Consider the following 21876-nt stretch of genomic DNA (forward strand, 5'->3'; position numbering starts at 1 on the left):
TGTGGCCAATTTCAGCCGTCAACCGGCATGAAATGCCACGATAGTTGACACCGCTTGTGCCGAGCCAGCAGGATCGGGGCGCCGCGTCAAGGCCGCACAGGCAAGAGGGGTGACCTCCCGATGGCATATCAGGCAGGAGGGCAGCGATCGGCACCGCGGCCCGTCCCCGAGAATCCCGAGGCCCAGGCCTATCTCCAGGACTACGCCAGCCTCCTGGAGGCCGTGTCGTTCCCCTCCGTCGTGCTCGACCACCGCTGGGACGTCGTCCTGGCCAACACCGCTTTCGCGTCACTTTTCCGTGGCGTGGGCCCGCATCCGACGGCCATGCCCGGTGACAACTTCCTGCGGTTCGTGCTCTTCCACCCCGACGCGAGCAGCGTCCTCGGCGACCACGAGTCCAGCTGGTGCCTGCCGATGCTGGCGAACTTCGCCGCCGCCGTGGAGCGGCACGGCCACGACCACGGCCTGGGGACCATCCGCCGGGACATCGCCCAGGACCCGATCATGGAGGCGGCCTACCGGCACGGCCTGCCGCACTGGATCAGCACGGTCGGCGAGCAGGCCCTCGCGCACGACGGCGCCGTACGGCCCCTGCTGCACCCGGACCCCCGCTGGGGCGCCACCGACTGCCGGATCGTCGACGAGACGCCCGGCACCCTGAAGGACATGGGGTACACGCGGATCACGCTGGTGCTGCGCGACGCCCGCCGCCCGGCGCACCCGTCGCGCAGAGCGGGACGTCCGCGCCGTACGGCGGCCCACCTGAGCGTGGTGCCCGCCCCCGAGGCCTGACGGGCACCGTCGGCGTTCAGGTCGCCGACGGCGCCTCGTCAGAACTCCGTCAGCCCCCGAACTCCCGCATCCACGCCTCTACCCCGGCGGCGGACCGCGGCAGCGCCGCCGACAGGTTCTCGTGTCCGTCCGCCGTCACCAGCAGATCGTCCTCGATCCGCACGCCGATGCCCCGCCACTCCTCGGGGACCGTCAGGTCGTCGGGCTGGAAGTACAGGCCCGGCTCGACGGTGAGCACCATGCCGGGCTCCACTCCCTGGCCTGGTCGCCGGTCAGATGCACATAGCCGGAGTACGGGCGGAACGCGGGTAATGGGTGTCGTTGGAGCGGGTCCTGAGGCTGCCGGAGGGGACGATCAGCCGCTCGCCCGGGAACGGAGCGGAGAGCGCGGCGCGGCGGCGGGCCGCGTACGGCGCCTGCTCGGTCGGCTCCACATCCCTGCGCTCGGTGTCGGCCCAGCCCGTGCGCATCAGCGCGGACAGCTCGTCGGAGATTCCTCGGTACAGACCGTTCTTTCGGCCCTTGGGCACCTCTTCCCTGAGTGTGGTGGCGTTCCCAGCAAAAGAGACATGTGACATAGTACTGCTGTGAGCAAGCGACTGACCTGCGATGTCGTGGTCGTCGGGGCCGGGATGGTGGGTGCCGCCTGCGCGCTGTACGCGGCCCGGGCCGGCCTCGACGTCATCGTGGTCGACCGCGGCCCGGTGGCCGGCGGTACGACCGGAGCGGGGGAGGGCAACCTCCTCGTCTCCGACAAGGAGCCCGGCCCCGAGCTGGACCTCGCGCTCCTGTCGGGCCGCCTGTGGGCCGAACTGGCGGCGGAGTTCGGCGAGTCGGTCGAGTACGAGGCCAAGGGCGGTGTCGTCGTGGCCTCGACGCCGGACGGACTCACCGCGCTTCAGCGCTTCGCCGACGGCCAGCGCGCCGCCGGAGCCATCGCCCAACCGGTCACCGGTGACGCCCTGTACGACCTCGAACCCCGTCTCGCCCCCGGCCTGCCGGGCGGCATGCACTACCCGCAGGACTGCCAGGTGATGCCCGCCCTGGCCGCCGCCCACCTGCTCCGCGCCTCCGGTGCCCGCCTGCTCACCGGCCGTACCGTCACCGGCATTCCACGCACCCCCGAGGGCACGGTGCTCGGCGTCCGCACCGACCACGGCGACATCCACGCCCCGGCGGTCGTCAACGCCGCCGGGACCTGGGGCGGCGACCTGGCCGCGCTCGCCGGCGCCCACCTGCCGGTCCTGCCGCGCCGAGGCTTCGTCCTCGTCACCGAACCCCTCCCGCGCCTGATCCGCCACAAGGTGTACGCCGCCGACTACGTGGCCGACGTCGCCAGCGACTCGGCCGCGCTCCAGACCTCACCGGTCGTGGAGGGCACGGCCGCGGGACCGGTGCTGATCGGCGCCAGCCGCGAGCGCGTCGGCTTCGACCGGTCCTTCTCGCTGCCTGTCGTACGGGAGTTGGCGGCGGGCGCGACCCGGCTCTTCCCCCTCCTGGCGGACGTCCGCGCCCAGCGCTCCTACCTCGGCTTCCGCCCGTACCTCCCCGACCATCTGCCCGCCATCGGCCCCGACCCCCGCGTCCCCGGCCTGCACCACGCCTGCGGACACGAGGGCGCCGGCATCGGCCTCGCCACCGGCACCGGGCACCTCATCGCCCAGGCGCTGACCGGGAAGAGCCCCGACCCTGGCCTGGCCCCGTTCCGTCCCGAACGCTTCCCCGGGCCCGAGGAGGCCGTGTGAGAACCCCCCTGGACCTGGCCGGAGCCCGCCCGGGCCCCGCTTTCACGGTCACGCTCGACGGCCGGGAGATCGAGGCCCTGCCCGGACAGACGGTGGCCGCCGCGCTCTGGGCGGCCGGCGTCACCTCCTGGCGCACCACCCGGGGTGCGGGCCGCCCGCGCGGGATCTTCTGCGGCATCGGCGTCTGCTTCGACTGCCTGGTCACCGTCAACGACCGCCCCAACCAACGCGCCTGCCTGGTGCCCCTGCACCCCGGCGACGCGATCCGCACCCAGGAGGGGACGGGCCATGACGCCTGAACTCGCGGTGATCGGAGCGGGTCCGGCGGGACTCGCCGCGGCCCTGGCGGCTGCCGCGCGGGGCGTACGCGTCACGCTCGTCGACGCGGCGACGGAGGCGGGCGGGCAGTTCTACCGCCGGCCCGCCCCGGCCCTGCGCGCCCGCCGCCCCCAGGCCCTGCATCACCAGTGGCACACCTGGGAGCGCCTGCGCGACGGACTGCGGGCCCACGTGGAGTCCGGCGCTGTACGGCACTTGACGGACCATCATGTCTGGCTCGTCGAGCGCCGCCGCGCCGGATTCACCGTGCACGCCCTCCACGGCCCCGAGCAGCGGGACCCGGCCGAAGTGCGCGCCGACGCCGTACTCCTGGCCACCGGCGGCTATGAGAAGGTGCTGCCCTTCCCCGGCTGGACCCTTCCGGGGGTCGTCACCGCGGGCGGCGCCCAGGCCATGCTCAAGGGCGGCCTCGCGGTGTCCGGCCGAACCGCCGTCGTCGCCGGGACCGGACCGCTGCTGCTGCCGGTGGCGGCCGGGCTCGCGGCGGCGGGCGTCGAGGTGGCCGCGCTGGTGGACTCGGCCGACCCGCGGGACTTTGTACGCCGGTCCCGGGCGCTGGTCTCCGAGCCCGGCAAGGTCGTGGAAGGCGCCGGGTACGCGGTCCGGTTGCTCCGGCACCGGGTGCGGACCCTCGCCCGGCACACCGTGGTCGAGGCGCACGGCACCGAGCGTCTTGAGGCCGTGACCGTCGCCGCGCTCGACCGTGACGGGCGGGTCAGGCCCGGCACCGAGCGCCGTATCCCCTGCGACACCCTCGCCGTCGGCCACGGCATGCTCCCGCACACCGACCTCGCCGACACCCTGGGCTGCCGGCTCGACGGACTCACCGTGCACGTGGACGACGAGCAGCGCACCGACGTCCCCGGCGTCTGGGCGGCGGGCGAGACCACCGGTATCGGCGGTGCGGCGCTCTGCCTCGCCGAGGGACACATCGCGGGGCGCTCGGCCGCAGCGCGTCTGCACGGCACCGCACCCGACCCGCGCGCGTGGGCGGCGGCCGCGCGGATCCGCACCCGGCTGCGCGCCTTCTTCGCCGCGCTCGACACCGTGTACACCCCGCCCGCCCGCTGGACCGAGCTGGTCACCGACGACACGGTGGTGTGCCGGTGCGAGGAGGTCACCGGCGGCGCGATCCGCGAGGCCGTCGCGGAGCTCGGAGCGGGCGATGCGCGGACCGTGAAGCTGCTGACCCGGGCCGGGATGGGCTGGTGCCAGGGGCGGGTGTGCGGACCGGCGGTCGCGGGACTCGCCGGGTGTGCGCTCACGCCGTCGCGGCGGCCGTTCGCGCAACCGGTGCCGCTCGGGGTGCTGGCGCGGGCCGGGCAAGCCGACGACGGCTGACCGATCACACCGCACATCCCATTTTCCGGACAGTAAAATGTCACACTCTATCGACGTGAGGCCTGAATGACCACCACCGACCGCCGCCCCTGGCGCGGCGTCCTCGTCGCCACCGCCCTCCCGCTCCACGACGACCTCTCCGTCGACCACGGCAAGTACGCCGAGCACTGTGCCTGGCTCGTGGAGAACGGCTGCGACGGCGTCGTACCGAACGGCTCGCTCGGCGAGTACCAGGTCCTCACCCCCGAGGAGCGCGCGAAGGTCGTGGAGACGGCCGTCGCCGCCATCGGGGGCGAGCGGGTGATGCCCGGGGTCGCCGCGTACGGCTCGGCCGAGGCCCGCCGTTGGGCCGAGCAGGCACGGGACGCGGGCTGTGCGTCCGTGATGCTGCTGCCGCCGAACGCCTACCGCGCCGACGAGCGGTCGGTGCTGTCGCACTACGCGGAGGTCGCGAAGGCGGGCGTGCCGGTCGTGGCGTACAACAACCCCATCGACACCAAGGTCGACCTGGTGCCGGAACTGCTCGCCAAGCTGCACACCGAGGGCCACATCCACGCGGTGAAGGAGTTCTCCGGCGATGTCCGCCGCGCCTACCGGCTCACGGAACTCGCCCCGGGACTGGACCTGTTGATCGGCGCCGACGACGTCCTGCTGGAGCTGGCCCTGGCCGGAGCCAAGGGCTGGGTGGCGGGCTACCCGAACGCGCTGCCGAGGTCGACGGTGCAGTTGTACCGCGCGGCCGTCGCCGGTGACCTGGCCACCGCCAGGGAGCTGTACGCGCAACTGCACCCGCTGCTGCGCTGGGACTCCCAGGTCGAGTTCGTGCAGGCCATCAAGTTGTCCATGGACATCGTGGGCCGGCACGGCGGTCCCGTGCGCCCGCCGCGCGTCCCCCTGCTGCCGGAGCAGGAGGCCGCCGTCCGCGCCGCCACGGAGAAGGCCCTCGCGGCCGGATTGGGCTAGGAGCCATGCGCAGCAAACTCGTCCTGCACGCCGTCGACTCGCACACCGAGGGCATGCCCACCCGGGTCGTCACCGGCGGCATCGGCACGGTCCCCGGCGCCACCATGAACGAGCGGCGCCTGTACTTCCGCGAGCACCGCGACGACATCAAGCAGCTCCTGATGAACGAGCCGCGCGGCCACTCGGCGATGAGCGGCGCGATCCTCCAGCCGCCCACCCGCCCCGACTGCGACTGGGGCGTGATCTACATCGAGGTCTCCGGCTATCTGCCGATGTGCGGGCACGGCACGATCGGTGTGGCGACCGTGCTGGTGGAGACCGGCATGGTGGAGGTCGTCGAGCCGGTGACCACGATCCGGCTGGACACCCCGGCGGGCCTGGTCGTCGCCGAGGTCGAGGTGGAGGGCGGGGCCGCGAAGTCCGTGACGCTGAGGAACGTGCCGTCGTTCTCCGTCGGCCTCGACCGCAAGATCACACTGGCCGACGGGCGCACGGTGACATATGACCTGGCGTACGGCGGCAACTTCTACGCCATCCTGCCGCTGGAGGAGTTCGGGCTGCCCTTCGACCGCACCCGCAAGGACGACATCCTCAAGGCGGGCCTGTCCCTCATGGAGGCGATCAACGCCGAGGCGGAGCCCGTCCATCCGGAGGATCCCTCGATCCACGGCTGCCACCATGTCCACCTGTACGCACCCGGCGCCACGGGCCGTCACTCCCGGCACGCGATGGCCATCCACCCGGGCTGGTTCGACCGCTCGCCCTGCGGCACCGGCACCAGCGCCCGCATGGCACAACTGCACGCACGCGGCGAACTTCCCCTGCACACCGAGTTCGTCAACGAGTCCTTCATCGGCACGATGTTCACCGGCCGCCTCCTCGGCACCACCGAGGTGGCCGGACGTCCCGCCGTGCTGCCCAGCTTCACGGGCCGCGCCTGGATCACCGGAACCGCGCAGTACCTGCTCGACCCGAGCGATCCCTTCCCGGCCGGCTTCGTGCTCTAGGCCCGTACTTCGCAGGTCGCCGAAAAGGTTCTCCGCATCGGCCTCACGGCGTCCGATCTCGACCGGGCCGGACCGAGACGGCCATCGCTGCTGCGGTTCCGACCGGCGAGCGATCAGCTACGACCGCTTGGTCTTCACGATCGGGTGACCTGCGAAGTACGGGTCTAGGAGACCACTGAGAATCTTGAAAATGCGCCCGACTTGCACCGGATTGCCCCGATCGACTTTTGCGGGCGAACCTGGGCGATCGGGGCGGCCCAAGCGAGATCTTCAGGACACTTCTAGGCGTGTGGCGCGGCAGGGATAATGGCCGGTGACGCGTGACATTGCACTTCCGAGGAGACACCCCTATGCCCGCCCAGCGCCCCGACGCCCCCTCCCTGCCCACGCTGGGCGGCAAGAAGCGCAGCTACCGCGAGCGGGTCGCCGACGCCCTGCGGGCCGCGCTGATCGCCGGTGAACTGCTCCCGGGCGAGGTCTACTCGGCGCCGACCCTGGCCGCCCGCTTCGGCGTCTCGGCGACACCGGTGCGCGAGGCCATGCTGGACCTCGTCAAGGAGGGCCTGGTCGACACCGTCCCCAACAAGGGCTTCCGGGTCACCCAGGTCTCCGAGAAGCAGCTCGACGAGTACACGCACATCCGCGCGCTCATCGAGATCCCGACGGTGGTCGAGCTGGCGAGGACCGCCGACCCGGTCTCCCTGGAGGCGCTGCGCCCGGCCGCCCGGGAGATCGTGCAGGCCGCGGCGGCCGGTGACCTCATCACGTACGTCGAGGCCGACACCCGCTTCCACCTCGGCCTGCTCGCCCTGGCCGGCAACGCGCACCTCGTCGAGGTCGTCGGCGACCTGCGCGGCCGCTCACGCCTCTACGGGCTCACCGCGCTGGTGAAGGCGGGCCGCCTGCTGGCCTCGGCCGAGGAGCACCTGGAGCTCCTCGACGCCCTGCTGGATCGCGACGAGTCGGCCGTCCGCGAGGTCATGACACGGCATCTCGGGCATGTCCGGGGGCTGTGGGCCGCCAAGTAGCCATCGGCGTCGAGCAATCGATCACCGACAGGAACGCAAGCGGCTTGCATTCCTTGCGCTATTCTTGCGCGCATGACGCGACGACTTGCTGAGGTGGCGAAGAAGGTCGGGGTCAGCGAGGCCACGGTCAGCCGGGTGCTCAACGGCAAGCCCGGGGTCTCCGAGGTCACCCGGCAGGCGGTGCTGTCCGCCCTGGACGTGCTCGGCTACGAGCGGCCCACGCAACTGCGCGGCGAGCGCGCCCGGCTCGTCGGCCTCGTCCTGCCCGAGCTGCAGAACCCGATCTTCCCGGCCTTCGCCGAGGTGATCGGCGGCGCGCTCGCCCAGCTCGGTCTGACCCCGGTGCTGTGCACCCAGACCAAGGGCGGCGTCTCCGAGGCGGACTATGTGGAACTGCTGCTCCAGCAGCAGGTCTCCGGCGTCGTCTTCGCCGGCGGTCTGTACGCCCAGGCCGACGCGCCCCACGACCACTACCGGCTGCTCGCGGACCGCAACATCCCGGTGGTGCTGGTCAACGCCTCCATCGCCGACCTGGGCTTTCCCGGCGTGTCCTGCGATGACGCGGTGGCCGTCGAGCAGGCCTGGCGGCATCTCGCCTCCCTCGGCCACGAGCGCATCGGGCTGGTGCTGGGGCCGGAGGACCATGTGCCGTCGGCGCGCAAGCTGGCCGCGGCGCGGGCCCTGGGGGACCTCCCGGATGAGCGGGTCGCCCGGGCGATGTTCTCGATCGAGGGCGGGCACGCCGCCGCCTCCCGGCTGATCGACCGGGGCGTCACCGGCATCATCTGCGGCAGTGACCCGCTGGCCCTGGGGGCGGTCCGGGCCGCGCGTCGCAAGGGACTCGCCGTGCCCGGACAGGTGTCGGTCGTCGGCTACGACGACAGCGCTTTCATGAACTGCACGGAGCCGCCGCTCACCACTGTCCGCCAGCCCATCGAGGCCATGGGCCGCGCGGCCGTGGAGCTGCTGAACGCGCAGATCGCAGGGGGTTCCGTGACCACCGATGAGCTGCTGTTCGAACCGGAGCTGGTGGTCAGGGGATCGACGGCGCAAGCCTCCCGTCGCTGAGATCCACTCTACAGTCGAATAATTACGGATTCTGCGCGACATCTTGCGGACAGATGTCGCCGGTGCTTGAGTGTGCGGCGCGCCGGCATGGCGGGCGCGCTCTCGCCCTCCGCCGTGCTCTTCCTGCTCCTGCCCAGAGGGGTCCACCGATGAGAAGCACCGGGTTCCGCCGTACGTTCGTCGCGCTCAGCGCCTGCTCGCTCGCCCTCGCCGTCACCTCCTGCGGTTCCGATGACGAGGACTCGGCGAGCGGCAAGACCCGCATCACGGTCAACTGCATGCCGCCCAAGAGCGCCAAGGTCGACCGCCAGTTCTTCGAGGACGACATCGCCTCCTTCGAGAAGCAGAACCCGGACATCGACGTCGTCCCGCGCGACGCGTTCCCCTGCCAGGACCCGAAGACCTTCGACGCCAAGCTCGCCGGCGGGCAGATGGAGGACGTCTTCTACACGTACTTCACCGACGCCAAGCACGTCGTCGACATCAACCAGGCGGCCGATCTCACGCCGTACCTGAAGGAGTTGAAGAGCTACGAGACCATCCAGCAGCAGCTGCGGGACATCTACACCGTCGACGGCAAGGTCTACGGCATCCCGCGCACCGGCTACTCGATGGGCCTGATCTACAACAAGCAACTCTTCGAGGAGGCGGGCCTCGACCCCGACCGGCCCCCGGCGACCTGGGACGAACTCCGCGCCGCCGCGAAGAAGATCGCCGCTCTCGGCGACGGCGTCGTCGGTTACGCCGACTACTCCGCCCAGAACCAGGGCGGTTGGCACTTCACGGCCGAGCTGTACTCGCGGGGCGGTGACGTGGTGAGCGCCGACGGCAAGAAGGCGACCATCGACACTCCCGAGGGCCGGGCCGTGCTGCAGACACTGCACGACATGCGCTGGACCGACAACTCCATGGGCAGCAAGCAGCTCCTGGTCATCAACGACGTCCAGCAGATGATGGGTTCGGGCAAGCTCGGCATGTACCTCTCCGCCCCGGACAACATCCCGATCCTGGTGAAGGAGAAGGGCGGCGACTACGAGGACCTCGCGCTCGCGCCCATGCCCGGCGGCGAGGGCACGCTGATCGGCGGCGACGGCTACATGTTCAACAAGAAGGCGAGCCCCGAGCAGATCAGGGCGGGCCTGAAGTGGCTGGACCACATGTTCCTCACGCCCGGCGACGGCTTCCTCGGCGACTACGCCCGCGCCAAGAAGGCGGACGCACCGGTCGGCCTGCCCGAACCGCGGCTGTTCACCGGCGCCGCCGACGCCAAGGACCAACAGGTCAAGAAGGCCAACGCCAATGTGCCGGTGGAGAACTACCAGGCCTTCCTCGACGGCAACCAGAGCCTGGAGATGAAGATCGAGCCGCCGAACGCCCAGCAGATCTACTCCGTCCTCGACGGTGTGGTCTCCGCCGTCCTCACCAAGAAGGACGCCGACATCGACCAGCTGCTGAAGGACGCCTCCGGCAAGATCGACGGCATCCTCGCCCGAGGCTGAGGCCGACCGAGATGCCCAAGACCGCCGCACGAGAGCCCGTCGGGGCGATCACGGTACGTCCGATGCAGGCGCCGCCCCCGGCAGGGGACCGGAGGCGGCGCCGCCTCACCGACCAACTGCGCGCCCACGCCTTCCTGCTCGGTGGCCTGGTCTGCTTCGCGCTGTTCTCGTGGTACCCGGCGATACGCGCGGTCGTGATCGCCTTCCAGGAGTACACGCCGGGCTCGGACCCCGAGTGGGTCGGCGTCGACAACTTCACGCGCGTCCTGGACGACCCCGAGTTCGCCGCGGCCTGGCGCAACACCCTCACCTTCACCCTGCTCGCCCTGCTGATCGGCTTTGCGATCCCCTTCGTACTAGCCCTGGTACTCAACGAGTTGAGGCACACCAAGGCCTTCTTCAGAGTCGTGGTCTATCTGCCGGTGATGATTCCGCCGGTGGTGAGCGCCCTGCTGTGGAAGTGGTTCTACGACCCGGGCGCCGGCCTCGCCAACGAAGCGCTGCGCTTCCTCCACCTGCCCACCTCGAACTGGTCCAACGGCGCCGACACCGCCCTGATCTCCCTGGTGATCGTGGCCACGTGGGCCAACATGGGCGGCACCGTCCTGATCTACCTCGCCGCCCTCCAGTCCATCCCCGGAGAGCTGTACGAGGCGGCCGAACTGGACGGCGCGAGCCTGCTCCAGCGCATCCGGCACGTGACGATCCCGCAGACCCGGTTCGTCATCCTCATGCTGATGCTGCTTCAGATCATCGCCACCATGCAGGTGTTCACCGAACCGTTCGTCATCACCGGCGGCGGCCCCGAGAACGCCACGGTCACCGTGCTGTACCTGATCTACAAGTACGCCTTCCTCTACAACGACTTCGGCGGCGCATGCGCCCTCAGCGTGATGCTCCTGCTGCTGCTCGGCGCCTTTTCCGCCGTCTATCTGCGTCTGACCCGATCCCCGGAGGAGGCATGAGCACCCGCACCCTCGTCTCGCCCGCCGCGCTCGCCCGGCCACGCGGCAAGGCGGTCTACTGGTCGGTCTTCACCGGGATCCTGCTGCTGTTCACGACCGCCTTCCTCTTCCCCGTCTACTGGATGCTGACCGGCGCCGTGAAGTCACCGGACGAGGTGGCGCGGACGCCGCCCACGCTCGTCCCGGAGGAGTGGCATCTCAGCGGCTACACCGACGCCTGGGATCTGATGCAGCTGCCGACCCATCTGTGGAACACGGTGGTCCAGGCGGCCGGCGCCTGGCTGTTCCAGATCGTCCTGTGCACGGCCGCCGCCTACGCGCTCTCCAAGCTCAGGCCGGTCTTCGGCAAGGTGATCCTCGCCGGCATCCTCGCCACGCTCATGGTCCCGGCCCAGGCACTGGTCGTACCGAAGTACCTGACCGTGGCCGACCTGGGCCTGCTCAACGATCCCCTCGCGATCTGGCTCCCGGCGGTCGCCAACGCCTTCAACCTCTATCTGCTCAAGCGGTTCTTCGACCAGATCCCGCGCGATGTGCTGGAGGCCGCCGAGATCGACGGTGCCGGAAAGCTGCGCATCCTGTGGCAGATCGTGCTGCCGATGTCCCGGCCGGTGCTCGGCGTCGTGTCGATCTTCGCCCTGGTCGCGGTCTGGCAGGACTTCCTGTGGCCGCTGATGGTGTTCTCGGACACCGACAAACAGCCGATCAGCGTGGCCCTCGTCCAGCTGTCGCAGAACATCCAACTGACCGTGCTCATCGCCGCGATGGTGATCGCCTCCATCCCCATGGTCGCGATGTTCCTGGTCTTCCAGCGGCACATCATCGCCGGGATCAGCGCGGGCAGCACGAAGGGCTGACACCGCCCTCACTGACACCGCCCCTCTCCGACACAGAAAGGCAGGCACAGTGGGACAGCCCACCCATGCCCCCACGCGGACCGACTGGTGGCGCTCCGCCGTCATCTACCAGGTGTACGTGCGCAGTTTCGCGGACGGCGACGGCGACGGCACCGGGGACCTCGCGGGCGTCCGCGCCCGGCTGCCGTACCTCGCCGAACTCGGCGTGGACGCCCTGTGGTTCAACCCCTGGTACGTGTCCCCGATGAAGGACGGCGGCTACGACGTCGCCGACTACCGTGCCATCGACCCGGCGTTCGGCACGCTCGCCGAGGCGGAGAAGCTGATCGCCGAGGCGCGGGAGCTGGGTATCCGGACGATCGTCGACATCGTGCCGAACCATGTCTCGGACCAGCACCCGTGGTTCCGGGCGGCGCTCGCGGCCGGGCCCGGCAGCCCCGAGCGCGAGCTGTTCCACTTCCGGCCGGGGCGCGGTCCGCACGGCGAACTCCCGCCCACCGACTGGCCGTCCCAGTTCGTCGGCTCCACCGAGCCCGTCTGGACCCGCCTGCCCGACGGCGACTGGTACCTGCACCTGTTCACACCCGAACAGCCGGACCTCAACTGGGCCCACCCGGCCGTCCGCCGGGAGCACGAGGACATCCTGCGCTTCTGGTTCGAGCGCGGGGTCGAGGGCGTCCGCATCGACTCGGCGGCGCTGCTCGCCAAGGACCCGGCCCTGCCCGACCTCGTCGAAGGCCACCCGAACCCGTTCCTCGACCGCGACGAACTCCATGACATCTACCGCTCCTGGCGGGCCGTGGCCGACGAGTACGGCGGCATCTTCGTAGGCGAGGTCTGGCTCCCCGACCCCGAGCGCTTCGCCCGCTATCTGCGCCCGGACGAGCTGCACACCGCCTTCAACTTCGCCTTCCTGTCGTGCCCTTGGGACGCGACGAGGCTGCGGGAGTCCATCGACGACACGCTCGCCGAGCACGCCCCCGTCGGCGCCCCCGCCACCTGGGTGCTGTGCAACCACGACGTCACCCGCACGATCACGCGCTACGGTCGCGAGGACACCGGCTTCGACTTCGCGGCCAAGGCCTTCGGCACCCCGACCGACCTCGCCCTGGGCACCCGGCGCGCCCGCGCCGCCGCCCTGCTTTCGCTGGCCCTGCCCGGTGCGGTCTACGTCTACCAGGGCGAGGAACTCGGCCTGCCCGAGGCGGACATCCCCCGCCACCGCATCGAGGACCCGATGCACTTCCGCTCCGGCGGCACCGACCCCGGCCGCGACGGCTGCCGGGTGCCACTGCCCTGGGCCGCCGAGCAGCCGTACGCCGGTTTCGGCGGCGAGCCATGGCTGCCGCAGCCCGACGACTGGGCCTCGTACGCCGCCGACCGCCAGGCCGTGGATCCCGGCTCGATGCTCAGCCTCTACCGCCGCGCGATCCGCACCAGGCGCGTCTTCGGGGACGGCCCGCTCACCTGGCTGCCCGCCCCCGAGGGCGTCCTCGCCTTCGCCCGGGCCGAGGGCGTGCTGTGCGTGGTGAACCTCGGCGAAAGGCCGTTCGACCTGCCCGAGCACTCCGAACTGCTCCTCAGCAGTGCTCCGTTGGACACCGAAGGGAGGCTGCCGAAGGACACCGCGGTCTGGCTGCGTGCCTGAGACCGCGCCCCCCACTCCGAAGGGATCAGCACATGCAGAGATATGTCAGGCTCATGCCAGTCACGCTGGTCGCCGCCTTGGCGGCGGGCCTGCTCACCGCCACCGCCCCCACGGCCCATGCCGTGGGCGCCACCCTCCCCTTCACCTCGGTCGAGGCGGAGTCCGCCACCACCACCGGTACGAAGATCGGCCCGGACTACACCCAGGGCACCCTCGCCTCCGAGGCCTCGGGCCGGCAGGCCGTACGGCTCGGCTCCGGCCAGCGCGTCGAGTTCACGGTGCCCCGCGCCGCCAACACCGTGAACGTCGCCTACAGCGTCCCCGACGGCCAGTCCGGCTCGCTGAACGTCTACGTCAACGGCACCCGGACCGACCGGACCATCCCGGTGACGTCCAAGTACTCGTACGTCGACACGCCCTGGATCCCGGGCGCCAAGACCCACCACTTCTACGACAACGCCCGGCTCCTGCTCGGCCAGAACGTCCAGGCCGGGGACAAGGTCGCGGTCGAGGCGAGCGGGGTCCAGGTCACCGTCGACGTGGCCGACTTCGAGCAGGCCGCCGGGCCGGCCGCGCAGCCCGCCGGTTCGGTCTCCGTCACCTCCAAGGGCGCCGACCCCACCGGCCAGGGCGACTCCACGCAGGCCTTCCGGGACGCGATCTCCGCGGCCCAGGGGGGAGTCGTCTGGATCCCGCCGGGTCAGTACCGGCTGACGTCCTCCCTGAGCGGCGTCCAGAACGTCACCCTCCAGGGCGCCGGGCACTGGTACTCGGTGGTGCGCAGCTCCCGCTTCATCGACCAGTCCAGCTCATCGGGAGGCGTCCACATCAAGGACTTCGCCGTCATCGGCGAGGTCACCGAACGCGTCGACGCCAACCCGGACAACTTCGTCAACGGGTCACTGGGGCCGAACTCCAGCGTGTCCGGCATGTGGCTGCAGCACCTCAAGGTCGGCCTCTGGCTGATGGGCAACAACGACAACCTGGTCGTCGAGAACAGCCGCTTCCTCGACATGACCGCCGACGGTCTCAACCTCAACGGCAACGCCCGCGGAGTGAAGGTCCGCAACAACTTCCTGCGCAACCTGGGCGACGACGCCCTCGCGATGTGGTCGCTGTATGCCCCGGACACCAACAGCAGCTTCGAGAACAACACGATCACCCAGCCGAACCTCGCCAACGGCATCGCGATCTACGGCGGCACCGACATCACCGTCCGGAACAACCTGATCTCCGACACCAACGCCCTGGGCAGCGGGATCGCGATCTCCAACCAGAAGTTCCTCGATCCCTTCCAACCGCTGGCCGGCACCATCACCGTCGACGGCAACACGCTGGTGCGTACCGGCGCGATGAACCCCAACTGGAACCACCCGATGGGCGCGCTGCGGGTCGACTCCTACGACAGTGCCATCGAGGCACAGGTGCGGATCACCAACACGACGATCACGGACAGCCCGTACAGCGCCTTCGAGTTCGTCTCCGGCAGCGGGCGAGGGTACGCGGCGAAGAACATCACCGTCGAGGGAGCGACCGTCCGCAACACCGGTACGGTCGTCGTCCAGGCGGAGGCGCCGGGCGCCGCGACCTTCCGTAACGTCACCGCGGCAGCCGTGGGGGCCGCGGGGATCTACAACTGCCCCTACCCGTCGGGCTCCGGCACGTTCACGCTGACCGACGGCGGCGGCAACTCCGGCTGGAGCAGCGTCTGGGCGGACTGCTCGACCTGGCCGCAGCCCGGTCAGGGCAACCCGGACCCCGATCCGAGCCGCAACCTCGCCAAGGGCCGCCCGGCCTCGGCCACCGGATCGCAGGACGTCTACACGCCCGGCAAGGCGGTCGACGGCGACGCGAACAGCTACTGGGAGTCGGCCAACCACGCCTTCCCGCAGAGCTGGACCGTCGACCTCGGCGCCATCGAGCCGGTACGGCGTCTCGTGCTGAAGCTGCCTGCGCAGAGCGCCTGGCAGGCCCGCACCCAGACACTGTCCGTGCAGGGCAGCACCGACGGCTCCGGGTACTCCACGCTGGTCGCCTCCCGGGACTACCGCTTCGACCCGGCCACCGGGAACACGGTCACCGTCGACCTGCCCGGCACCGGCGTGCGCTATCTGCGCCTGCAGGTGACCGCCAACACGGGCTGGCCCGCGGCCCAGTTCAGTGAGGTGGAGGCGTATCTGACTTCGTGACCGACACCCCGCGCTTCGCCGCCTGGATCTGCTCGTACACATGGGTCCGCAGCTCGGCGAAGCGCGGGGCCACCCGCGTGTGCAACTGGTCCCGCTCGGCGGGCAGATCGACCTTCAGCTGCTCCTGGACGACGGTGGGGGAGGCGGACAGCACGACCACCCGCTCGCCCAGATACACCGCCTCGTCGATGTCATGGGTGACGAACAGGATCGTGATGCCCCGCTCCCGCCACAACCGCCGTACGAGGTCCTCCAGATCGGCGCGGGTCTGCGCGTCGACCGCCGCGAAGGGCTCGTCCATCAGCAGCACCCGCGGTTCGTAGGCCAGCGCCCGGGCGATGGCGACGCGCTGTTGCATACCGCCGGACAGCTGCCAGGGATAGGCGCTGGTGGCATCGGAAAGTCCTACGGACTCCAGCGCGTCCCGTACCAGCTCCCGGCGCCGCGTCCGGTCCAAGTCCTTCTGCATGAGCGGAAGTTCGACGTTCTCGCCGACCCGCATCCACGGGAAGAGGCTGCGCCCGTACTCCTGGAACACGAACGCCATCCCGGGCGGCGGCCCGGTCACCTTCCGTCCCTCCAGCAGCACCTCGCCGCCCGTCGGCGCGAGCAGGCCGCCGATGCACTTCAGGAGGGTCGTCTTGCCGCAGCCCGACGGGCCCACGAGACAGACGAGTTCACCCGCGTCGACGGTGAAGGTGAGATCGCGCACCGCCTCGACGCGGCGCCCGGACCCCTCGTACACCTTCTTCAGGCCGCGCACGTCGAGCATGGGTTGCCCTTTCAGGAGGTTCACGAGGACCGCCGGGTGGAGGCGCGCAGGCCGTGGTACCAGCCGAGGACACGCCGTTCGACGAGGTGGAAGACGACGGACAGCAGGAACCCCAGCAGACCGAGGACCAGGATGCCCGTCCACATGTCGGGGATCGCGAAGCTGCGCTGGAACTGCACGATGGTGAAACCGAGGCCGTTGCTGGCGGCGAACATCTCGCTGATGACCATCAGGATGATGCCGATGGACAGCGCCTGGCGCAGGCCCGCGAAGATCTGCGGACTCGCCGAGCGCAGCACCACCTTCCGCAGCCGCGCGACCCCCGTGATGCCGTAACTGCGGGCCGTCTCCGCCATCACCGGGTCGACCGCGCGCACGCCCTCGACGGTGTTGAGCAGGATCGGCCACACACAGCCGCTCGCGATCACGGTGATCTTCATGGTGTCGCCTATGCCCGCGAACAGCATGATGACCGGCACCAGCACCGGCGGCGGCACCGCGCGCAGGAACTCCAGCACCGGCTCGCACACCGCCCGCACCCGCCGGTAGGAGCCGATGACCGTGCCGAGCCCGACGCCCACCACGGCCGCGAGCGCGTAACCGCCGGTCAGCCGCAGCACGCTGGGCAGGACGTCGTCCTTGAGGCGGTCGCCGGTCCAGACGTCCGGGAAGGTCTCCAGGATCGTCCGCAGGGGCGGCCAGTACACGTCCGTACTGCTGTCGGACGCCACCCACCACACGGCGACAAGAACGGCAGGCAGGGCGAACACGAAGGCGGTCCGTACAAGCAGCAGCCTCATACCGCCACCTCCCCGCGCACCGACTGGTGCCAGGCCAGCGCCCGTCGCTCCACCGTCCGCGCGCCCACGTTGATCAGCAGTCCCAGCAGCCCGGTGACCACGATCAGCGCGTACATCTCGGGCACCGCCTGCGAGGTCTGTGCGACCGCGATGCGCGCCCCCAACCCCGGTGCGCCGATGACGAGTTCGGCGGTCACGGCGAGGATCAGCGCCACCGCGGCGGCCAGCCGGACGCCGGTCATGACGTACGGCAGCGCGGTCGGCCACAGCACATGCCGGATCCGCGCCCAGGTGCCGAGACCGTACGACCGCGCCGTCTCGTCGGCGACCGGGTCGACGTCCTGGACGCCGTAGAGGACCTGGATCAGCACCTGCCAGAACGAGGCGTACACGACCAGCAGGAGGACCGAGCGCAGTTCGGTGCCGTACAGGAGCACGGCGAGCGGGATCAGGGCGACCGAGGGGATCGGGCGCAGGAACTCGATGGTGGAGGCGGTGGCTTCGCGGAGATACGGCACCACCGAGATCACCACGCCCGCCACGATCCCCGCGCAGGAGGCCAGGATCAGGCCCAGCGCCCAGCCGGTCAGGGTGTCGCCGAGCGCGGTCCAGAAGGCGGAGTCGGCCACCTCGTCCCAGAGCGCCTCGGCGATCCGGCTGGTCGGCGGGAAGTACGCCTCCTTGACCAGACCGAGCCGCGGCACCACCTCGCCCAGGGCGAGGAAGACCGCGAGCCCGGCCGCACCGAGTACGGCGTTCAGGCCCCTCACGACAGCAGCTTGTCCAGGTCCGGGGTCGTCTTGAACAGGCCGTCGTCCTCACCGAGTTGCATCAGCTTCTCGATCGAGGCCCGGTTCGCGTCGGCCGGCCACTTCGGCAGCGTCACCTGCTCCAGCACCGCGGGCGGGATCTTGGTGTACGTCGTGACGATCTGGCGCACCTCGTCGGGGTGGGTGTCGGCGTAGGCGAGGGACTCGGCGGTGGCGTCCTGGAACTTCTTCACCAGCCCCGGGTTCTCCTGCGCGTACTGCGTGGAGGTGAAGTACATCGCCACCGTGAGGTCGGGGGCCACGTCGACCAGGGACGAGGCGATCTCACGGCCGCCCTGGCTCTTGATCGTGGCGAGCGCCGGCTCGACCGCCATCGCCGCGTCGATCTGCCCGGCGTCGAGGGCGGCGGGCATCTGGTCGAAGGCCAGCTCGACGAACTGCACCTTGTCCGGGTCGCCGCCCGCCTTGCGCACCGACTCGCGTACCGCGGTCTCGTTGATGTTCTTCAGCGTGTTGACGGCGACCTTCTTGCCCTCCAGGTCCTTCGGCGACTTCACCGCGCTGTCGTTCTTCACGGTGAGCCCGCCGAAGTCCTTGCCGTCCTCGCCCGTTGACGCGATCCCGTTGGCGATGGCCTGCACGGGAACGTTGTTGGACTGGGCGATCATCAGCGAGGTCATGTTGCTGAACCCGAACTGGTACTGCCCGCTGACCACGGCCGGCACGATCGCCGCGCCGCCCTGAGCGGTCGTCAACTTCAGCTTCAGGCCCTGCTTCTCGTAGAAGCCCTTCTCCTGGCCGAGGTAGAGGGGCGCGACGTCGACGATGGGGATGAGTCCCACGGTGACCGTCGTGACACCGCCGGACGAGCCCTCCCCGTCCGACGAATCACCGTCGTCGGACGAGCCGCAGGCCGTCACGGCGAACAGAAAGGTGCCGGCCGCGACAGCGGCGAGCAGACGACGCATGACCCCTCCTGTGCAGACAACGGGTGTTCCGACAGGCTGTGCGCTGACCGCACAGTAGTGCTCAAGCGTGCTCAGCGGGAAGGCAGAGCCCCGTACCGATCGGGTCAACCAGTCCCGCCGGTTTCGCTGACAAAATTGTTGACATGCCAGGAGGCGATGATGCCCGAGCCGGACCGCGGACGCCACTTCGTGAACTCCTTCGCGCACGGCCTCGCCGTCATCCGCTCCTTCGACGCCGAGCACCCCACCCGCACACTCAGCGAGGTCGCCCGCGACTGCCAACTGACCCGTGCCGCCGCGCGCCGGCTGCTGCTGACCCTGGTCGACCTCGGCTATGTCCACCAGGACGGACGCCAGTTCCGGCTCACACCGCGTGTACTGGAACTCGGCTACTCCTACCTCTCCAGCTTCACGCTGCCCGAGCTCGCCGAACCGCATCTGGAGCAACTCGTGGGCCAGGTACGGGAGTCGTCGTCCCTGTGCGTACTCGACGGCGACGACGTCGTCTACGTGGCCCGGGTGCCGACCAGCCGGATCATGACCGCGTCCATCACGGTGGGCACCCGCTTCCCGGCGCACGTGACCTCTGTCGGCCGGGTGATCCTCGCGCAGCTGACGGAGGAGGAGATCGAAACCCGGCTGGCGCGGGCGGACTTGAGCCCGCTGACCCCGCGCACGATGGTCGCGCCGGACGCCTTGCGGGCCGAGCTGCGCAGGGTGCGCCGGCAGGGGTACGCGATCGTCGACCAGGAGCTGGAGCTAGGGCTCCGTTCGGTCGCCGCCCCGGTGCGGGACCGGGGCGGCGAGGTGACGGCGGCGGTGAACATCGCGGTGCACGCCGGCCGCAACTCCCTGGAGTCCGTGCGCCGTGATCTGCTGCCGCCGCTGCTGGACACCGTCGCCCGGATCGAGGCCGACCTGAGGATCACAGGTCCAGCACGAGCCGCTTCCCCCGGCACCGGGACACACAGATGAGCATCGTTTCCCCGGCTTCCCGCTCGGCGTCGGTGAGGACCGAGTCGCGATGGTCGGGGACGCCCTCGACGACATCGGTCTCACACGTCCCGCAGGTGCCCTCGGTGCAGGAGTACAGCACCTCGACACCGGCGGCGCGCACGCTGTCGAGCACGGAGACGCCGGGCGGAACGGTGAGCGTACGGCCGCTCCGGGCGAGAACGACCTCGAACTCGCCGTCCGTTCCGGCCGGTTGCTCCTTCGGCTGGAACCGCTCGATGTGGAGGGATCCGGCGGGGCTGAGTGCTTCCACGGCGTCCAGGAGCGGACCCGGGCCGCAGCAGTAGACAAGGGTGCCGTCGGGAAGGTCCTCGAGGACGGGCGCCAGGTCCAGCAGACCGGTCTCGTCCTGCGGGGCGAGGGTCACGCGGTCGCCGTACCCCCGGAGTTCCCCGGTGAAGGCCATGGAGGCGCGGCTGCGACCGCCGTACAGAAGTGACCACTCCGCACCCGCCGCTTCGGCGGCGGCCAGCATGGGCAGGATCGGGGTGATGCCGATGCCGCCCGCGATGAAGCGGTAGCGGGGGGCGGGGTGGAGGGCGAAGTGATTGCGCGGTCCGCGCACGCGGACCTTGTCGCCCTGCCCCAACTCCTCGTGGACGAAGGTGGATCCACCCCGCCCCTCCGGTTCCCGCAGCACCGCGATCCGCCAGGCGGTGCGGTCGGCGGGGTCGCTGCAGAGGGAGTACTGCCGTTCCAGGTCGGGCCCGAGGACGAGGTCGACGTGGGCGCCGGGTTCCCAGTCGGGCAGGGGCTCGCCGAGGGGATGCCGGAGGGTGAGTCCGAGGACGTCGGGGGCCACGAACTGCCGCTGCTGGACGACGAGTTCGATCATGAGTCGGGCCCCTCGAAGTGCCCCTCGAAGTGCCCTTCGGGGTGGCCGAGCATCCACTCCCACATCTTTACGGGGTCCTCGGCGGTGTGCTGGGCGCCGCAGTGACAGGTGCCGTGCAGGACGTCGGTGCCCGGCAGCCAGTCGACGCGGTAGATCTCGCCGGTCGGTGCTGTCACAGGACCTTCTCCACGGGCTTGTCGCCCTCCTCGACCAGCCGGGCGAGGATACGGCGGGCGGCCAGGCCGCCGGTGTCGATGTTGATGCTGAGCTCCTGGTAGCCGTGGCGCTCGGTGCCGAGCGTGCGCTGGAGCAGGTTGAGCGCGGTGACGTCCTGCATCACGACCGTGTGGTTGTTGCCGCGCAGGAACTCGGTGACCTCGTCGTCGTCCGTCGCCCAGTCCCGGGAGACCGCCCAGAAGTCGTACACCTTGCCGTCGGCGGACGGGGTGATGGCGTACGTGATCTCGGTGTGGAAGCCGCCCGGATCGCTTCCGTCGGCCTCGGGCACGACGCCGACCGGGGCCACCCTGCTGTGCAGGAGGTAGAGACAGGGGGCGTGGTACTCGATGTCCTGCCAGCGCATGATCCGGCCGTTGATACCGGTCGGCTTGGCGTAGAACGGCGGACATTCGGCATCGTCCATGTGCCGGCTCACCCGCACGATCCCGGCCCCCTCGTCGACCTCCGTGGTGATCGGCGTCTCGGCGACCTCCGGGGTGCCGATGTAACCGCCGTGCAGATAGGTCTCGTGGGAGAGGTCGAGAAGGTTGTCGACGAGGAGGCCGTAGTCGCAGTCGATGGGCTCCATGCCACGGACGGTGGTCCAGCCGGGAGAGTCGAGATGCCGGGCCCGGGGGACGGCCTGCGGATCGGCGAGGGCGGGGTCGCCGATCCACACCCACACCAGCGAGTCCTGCTCGACGACGGGGTAGGAGGCGACGCGGGCGGTGCGCGGTACGCGTTTCTGCCCCGGCACATACACACACGTACCGGTCGTGTCGTACGTGAACCCGTGGTACCCACAGACGATCCGGTCCCCGTCGAGCCGCGTCGGCGCCTCGGACAGCGGGTACCGGCGATGCACACACCGGTCGTGCAGCGCGACGGGCGTCCCGTCCTCCTCGCTGCGATAGAACACGAGCGGCTCCCCGAGAATCGTCCGTCCGAGCAACTCGCGCCCCACCTCGTGGCTGTAGGCGGCGACGTACCACTGGTTCCTGGCGAAGGCGGTGGTGTGCGGCATGGCGTTGGGCTCCCGTCTTTGGGTCGTGGCGAC

General features: G+C 70.4%; 22 protein-coding genes and 1 pseudogene. 14 read left to right on the forward strand and 9 right to left on the reverse strand.

Going from position 1 to position 21876, the window contains the following annotated elements; genetic code table 11:
• Window positions 1-120 precede the first annotated feature (120 nt).
• The gene (locus tag RMT89_RS33505) at window positions 121-792 is read left to right on the forward strand and encodes a hypothetical protein (protein WP_315887508.1); all 672 of its coding nucleotides are present in this window, start codon (window positions 121-123) and stop codon (window positions 790-792) included.
• A gap of 49 nt (window positions 793-841) precedes the next feature.
• Here RMT89_RS33505 and RMT89_RS33510 read toward each other — a convergent pair whose 3' ends face one another.
• Window positions 842-1033 (reverse strand): M24 family metallopeptidase, encoded by a 192-nt coding sequence (locus tag RMT89_RS33510; protein WP_315887509.1) that lies wholly within the window; start codon window positions 1031-1033, stop codon window positions 842-844.
• Between the two features lie 11 nt (window positions 1034-1044).
• A pseudogene (locus RMT89_RS33515) lies at window positions 1045-1370 on the reverse strand (aminopeptidase P N-terminal domain-containing protein); the annotation flags it as partial.
• Window positions 1371-1379: 9 nt separating this feature from the next.
• Between RMT89_RS33515 and RMT89_RS33520 the strand changes: the two are divergent.
• The 12 genes from RMT89_RS33520 to RMT89_RS33575 all read left to right on the forward strand — a co-directional run bounded on the left by RMT89_RS33520 (window position 1380) and on the right by RMT89_RS33575 (window position 15441).
• A complete protein-coding gene (locus RMT89_RS33520) occupies window positions 1380-2537 on the forward strand; it encodes an FAD-binding oxidoreductase (protein WP_315887510.1) in 1158 nt (385 codons plus the stop codon).
• On the forward strand, window positions 2534-2836 hold the full coding sequence (locus RMT89_RS33525; RefSeq protein WP_315887511.1) for a (2Fe-2S)-binding protein: 303 nt from the start codon (window positions 2534-2536) through the stop codon (window positions 2834-2836). The genes RMT89_RS33520 and RMT89_RS33525 overlap by 4 nt, the downstream gene beginning before the upstream one ends.
• Complete coding sequence (locus RMT89_RS33530) at window positions 2826-4217, forward strand: FAD-dependent oxidoreductase (RefSeq protein ID WP_315887512.1); 1392 nt, start codon at window positions 2826-2828, stop codon at window positions 4215-4217. Before RMT89_RS33525 ends, RMT89_RS33530 begins: the two co-directional genes overlap by 11 nt.
• 66 nt (window positions 4218-4283) lie before the next feature.
• Window positions 4284-5180, forward strand: a complete 897-nt coding sequence (locus RMT89_RS33535) for a dihydrodipicolinate synthase family protein (RefSeq protein WP_315887513.1) — start codon at window positions 4284-4286, stop codon at window positions 5178-5180.
• Between the two features lie 5 nt (window positions 5181-5185).
• The gene (locus RMT89_RS33540; RefSeq protein ID WP_315887514.1) at window positions 5186-6187 is read left to right on the forward strand and encodes a proline racemase family protein; all 1002 of its coding nucleotides are present in this window, start codon (window positions 5186-5188) and stop codon (window positions 6185-6187) included.
• Between the two features lie 350 nt (window positions 6188-6537).
• Window positions 6538-7215, forward strand: a complete 678-nt coding sequence (locus tag RMT89_RS33545; protein ID WP_315887515.1) for a GntR family transcriptional regulator — start codon at window positions 6538-6540, stop codon at window positions 7213-7215.
• Window positions 7216-7287: 72 nt separating this feature from the next.
• Window positions 7288-8283: a LacI family DNA-binding transcriptional regulator gene (locus RMT89_RS33550; RefSeq protein ID WP_315887516.1), complete on the forward strand. Its 996-nt coding sequence runs from the start codon at window positions 7288-7290 to the stop codon at window positions 8281-8283.
• A gap of 149 nt (window positions 8284-8432) precedes the next feature.
• Window positions 8433-9782, forward strand: coding sequence for a sugar ABC transporter substrate-binding protein (locus RMT89_RS33555; protein ID WP_315887517.1), 1350 nt, complete (start codon window positions 8433-8435; stop codon window positions 9780-9782).
• An 11-nt stretch (window positions 9783-9793) separates the two neighbouring features.
• Entirely contained in the window at window positions 9794-10747 is a 954-nt protein-coding gene (locus RMT89_RS33560) for a sugar ABC transporter permease (RefSeq protein ID WP_315887518.1), read from the forward strand.
• Complete coding sequence (locus tag RMT89_RS33565) at window positions 10744-11604, forward strand: carbohydrate ABC transporter permease (protein WP_315887519.1); 861 nt, start codon at window positions 10744-10746, stop codon at window positions 11602-11604. Before RMT89_RS33560 ends, RMT89_RS33565 begins: the two co-directional genes overlap by 4 nt.
• Before the next feature lie 49 nt (window positions 11605-11653).
• Complete coding sequence (locus RMT89_RS33570) at window positions 11654-13252, forward strand: alpha-amylase family glycosyl hydrolase (RefSeq protein WP_315887520.1); 1599 nt, start codon at window positions 11654-11656, stop codon at window positions 13250-13252.
• A gap of 53 nt (window positions 13253-13305) precedes the next feature.
• A complete protein-coding gene (locus RMT89_RS33575; RefSeq protein ID WP_315887521.1) occupies window positions 13306-15441 on the forward strand; it encodes a discoidin domain-containing protein in 2136 nt (711 codons plus the stop codon).
• On the opposite strand, the gene RMT89_RS33580 is transcribed toward RMT89_RS33575, so the two are convergent.
• Genes RMT89_RS33580 through RMT89_RS33595 form a run of 4 tightly spaced genes read right to left on the reverse strand, consistent with a single transcriptional unit; the run spans window position 15410 to window position 18751 of the window.
• The gene (locus RMT89_RS33580) at window positions 15410-16213 is read right to left on the reverse strand and encodes an ABC transporter ATP-binding protein (RefSeq protein WP_315887522.1); all 804 of its coding nucleotides are present in this window, start codon (window positions 16211-16213) and stop codon (window positions 15410-15412) included. The genes RMT89_RS33575 and RMT89_RS33580 overlap by 32 nt on opposite strands.
• Window positions 16214-16233: 20 nt before the next feature.
• Window positions 16234-17013 (reverse strand): ABC transporter permease subunit, encoded by a 780-nt coding sequence (locus RMT89_RS33585; RefSeq protein WP_315887523.1) that lies wholly within the window; start codon window positions 17011-17013, stop codon window positions 16234-16236.
• Window positions 17010-17783, reverse strand: a complete 774-nt coding sequence (locus RMT89_RS33590) for an ABC transporter permease (protein ID WP_315887524.1) — start codon at window positions 17781-17783, stop codon at window positions 17010-17012. The genes RMT89_RS33585 and RMT89_RS33590 overlap by 4 nt, the downstream gene beginning before the upstream one ends.
• Window positions 17780-18751 carry an ABC transporter substrate-binding protein gene (locus RMT89_RS33595; protein ID WP_315887525.1) on the reverse strand — a complete coding sequence of 324 codons (972 nt, stop codon included), beginning with the start codon at window positions 18749-18751 and terminating at the stop codon, window positions 17780-17782. The genes RMT89_RS33590 and RMT89_RS33595 overlap by 4 nt, the downstream gene beginning before the upstream one ends.
• Before the next feature lie 159 nt (window positions 18752-18910).
• Here RMT89_RS33595 and RMT89_RS33600 point away from each other — a divergent pair, with 159 nt between their 5' ends.
• Entirely contained in the window at window positions 18911-19726 is an 816-nt protein-coding gene (locus RMT89_RS33600; RefSeq protein WP_315887526.1) for an IclR family transcriptional regulator C-terminal domain-containing protein, read from the forward strand.
• Here RMT89_RS33600 and RMT89_RS33605 read toward each other — a convergent pair.
• Genes RMT89_RS33605 through RMT89_RS33615 form a run of 3 tightly spaced genes read right to left on the reverse strand, consistent with a single transcriptional unit; the run spans window position 19677 to window position 21843 of the window.
• Window positions 19677-20600, reverse strand: a complete 924-nt coding sequence (locus RMT89_RS33605) for a PDR/VanB family oxidoreductase (RefSeq protein WP_315887527.1) — start codon at window positions 20598-20600, stop codon at window positions 19677-19679. The genes RMT89_RS33600 and RMT89_RS33605 overlap by 50 nt on opposite strands.
• A complete protein-coding gene (locus RMT89_RS33610) occupies window positions 20597-20776 on the reverse strand; it encodes a hypothetical protein (protein WP_315887528.1) in 180 nt (59 codons plus the stop codon). The genes RMT89_RS33605 and RMT89_RS33610 overlap by 4 nt, the downstream gene beginning before the upstream one ends.
• Window positions 20773-21843, reverse strand: coding sequence for an aromatic ring-hydroxylating dioxygenase subunit alpha (locus RMT89_RS33615; protein ID WP_315887529.1), 1071 nt, complete (start codon window positions 21841-21843; stop codon window positions 20773-20775). Before RMT89_RS33615 ends, RMT89_RS33610 begins: the two co-directional genes overlap by 4 nt.
• Window positions 21844-21876: the final 33 nt, after the last annotated feature.

The organism is Streptomyces sp. P17 (assembly GCF_032436805.1).
Lineage (GTDB): Bacteria > Actinomycetota > Actinomycetes > Streptomycetales > Streptomycetaceae > Streptomyces.

What these genes read in the sequence shown, in the direction of transcription:
- RMT89_RS33615 (WP_315887529.1), bottom strand. Translation starts at nt 21,843, where the DNA reads ATGCCGCACACCACCGCCTTCGCCAGGAACCAGTGGTACGTCGCCGCC.
- RMT89_RS33530 (WP_315887512.1), top strand. Translation starts at nt 2,826, where the DNA reads ATGACGCCTGAACTCGCGGTGATCGGAGCGGGTCCGGCGGGACTCGCC.
- RMT89_RS33555 (WP_315887517.1), top strand. Translation starts at nt 8,433, where the DNA reads ATGAGAAGCACCGGGTTCCGCCGTACGTTCGTCGCGCTCAGCGCCTGC.
- RMT89_RS33505 (WP_315887508.1), top strand. Translation starts at nt 121, where the DNA reads ATGGCATATCAGGCAGGAGGGCAGCGATCGGCACCGCGGCCCGTCCCC.
- RMT89_RS33550 (WP_315887516.1), top strand. Translation starts at nt 7,288, where the DNA reads ATGACGCGACGACTTGCTGAGGTGGCGAAGAAGGTCGGGGTCAGCGAG.
- RMT89_RS33580 (WP_315887522.1), bottom strand. Translation starts at nt 16,213, where the DNA reads ATGCTCGACGTGCGCGGCCTGAAGAAGGTGTACGAGGGGTCCGGGCGC.
- RMT89_RS33545 (WP_315887515.1), top strand. Translation starts at nt 6,538, where the DNA reads ATGCCCGCCCAGCGCCCCGACGCCCCCTCCCTGCCCACGCTGGGCGGC.
- RMT89_RS33540 (WP_315887514.1), top strand. Translation starts at nt 5,186, where the DNA reads ATGCGCAGCAAACTCGTCCTGCACGCCGTCGACTCGCACACCGAGGGC.
- RMT89_RS33595 (WP_315887525.1), bottom strand. Translation starts at nt 18,751, where the DNA reads ATGCGTCGTCTGCTCGCCGCTGTCGCGGCCGGCACCTTTCTGTTCGCC.
- RMT89_RS33585 (WP_315887523.1), bottom strand. Translation starts at nt 17,013, where the DNA reads ATGAGGCTGCTGCTTGTACGGACCGCCTTCGTGTTCGCCCTGCCTGCC.
- RMT89_RS33600 (WP_315887526.1), top strand. Translation starts at nt 18,911, where the DNA reads ATGCCCGAGCCGGACCGCGGACGCCACTTCGTGAACTCCTTCGCGCAC.
- RMT89_RS33510 (WP_315887509.1), bottom strand. Translation starts at nt 1,033, where the DNA reads ATGGTGCTCACCGTCGAGCCGGGCCTGTACTTCCAGCCCGACGACCTG.
- RMT89_RS33605 (WP_315887527.1), bottom strand. Translation starts at nt 20,600, where the DNA reads ATGATCGAACTCGTCGTCCAGCAGCGGCAGTTCGTGGCCCCCGACGTC.
- RMT89_RS33560 (WP_315887518.1), top strand. Translation starts at nt 9,794, where the DNA reads ATGCCCAAGACCGCCGCACGAGAGCCCGTCGGGGCGATCACGGTACGT.
- RMT89_RS33575 (WP_315887521.1), top strand. Translation starts at nt 13,306, where the DNA reads ATGCCAGTCACGCTGGTCGCCGCCTTGGCGGCGGGCCTGCTCACCGCC.
- RMT89_RS33535 (WP_315887513.1), top strand. Translation starts at nt 4,284, where the DNA reads ATGACCACCACCGACCGCCGCCCCTGGCGCGGCGTCCTCGTCGCCACC.
- RMT89_RS33565 (WP_315887519.1), top strand. Translation starts at nt 10,744, where the DNA reads ATGAGCACCCGCACCCTCGTCTCGCCCGCCGCGCTCGCCCGGCCACGC.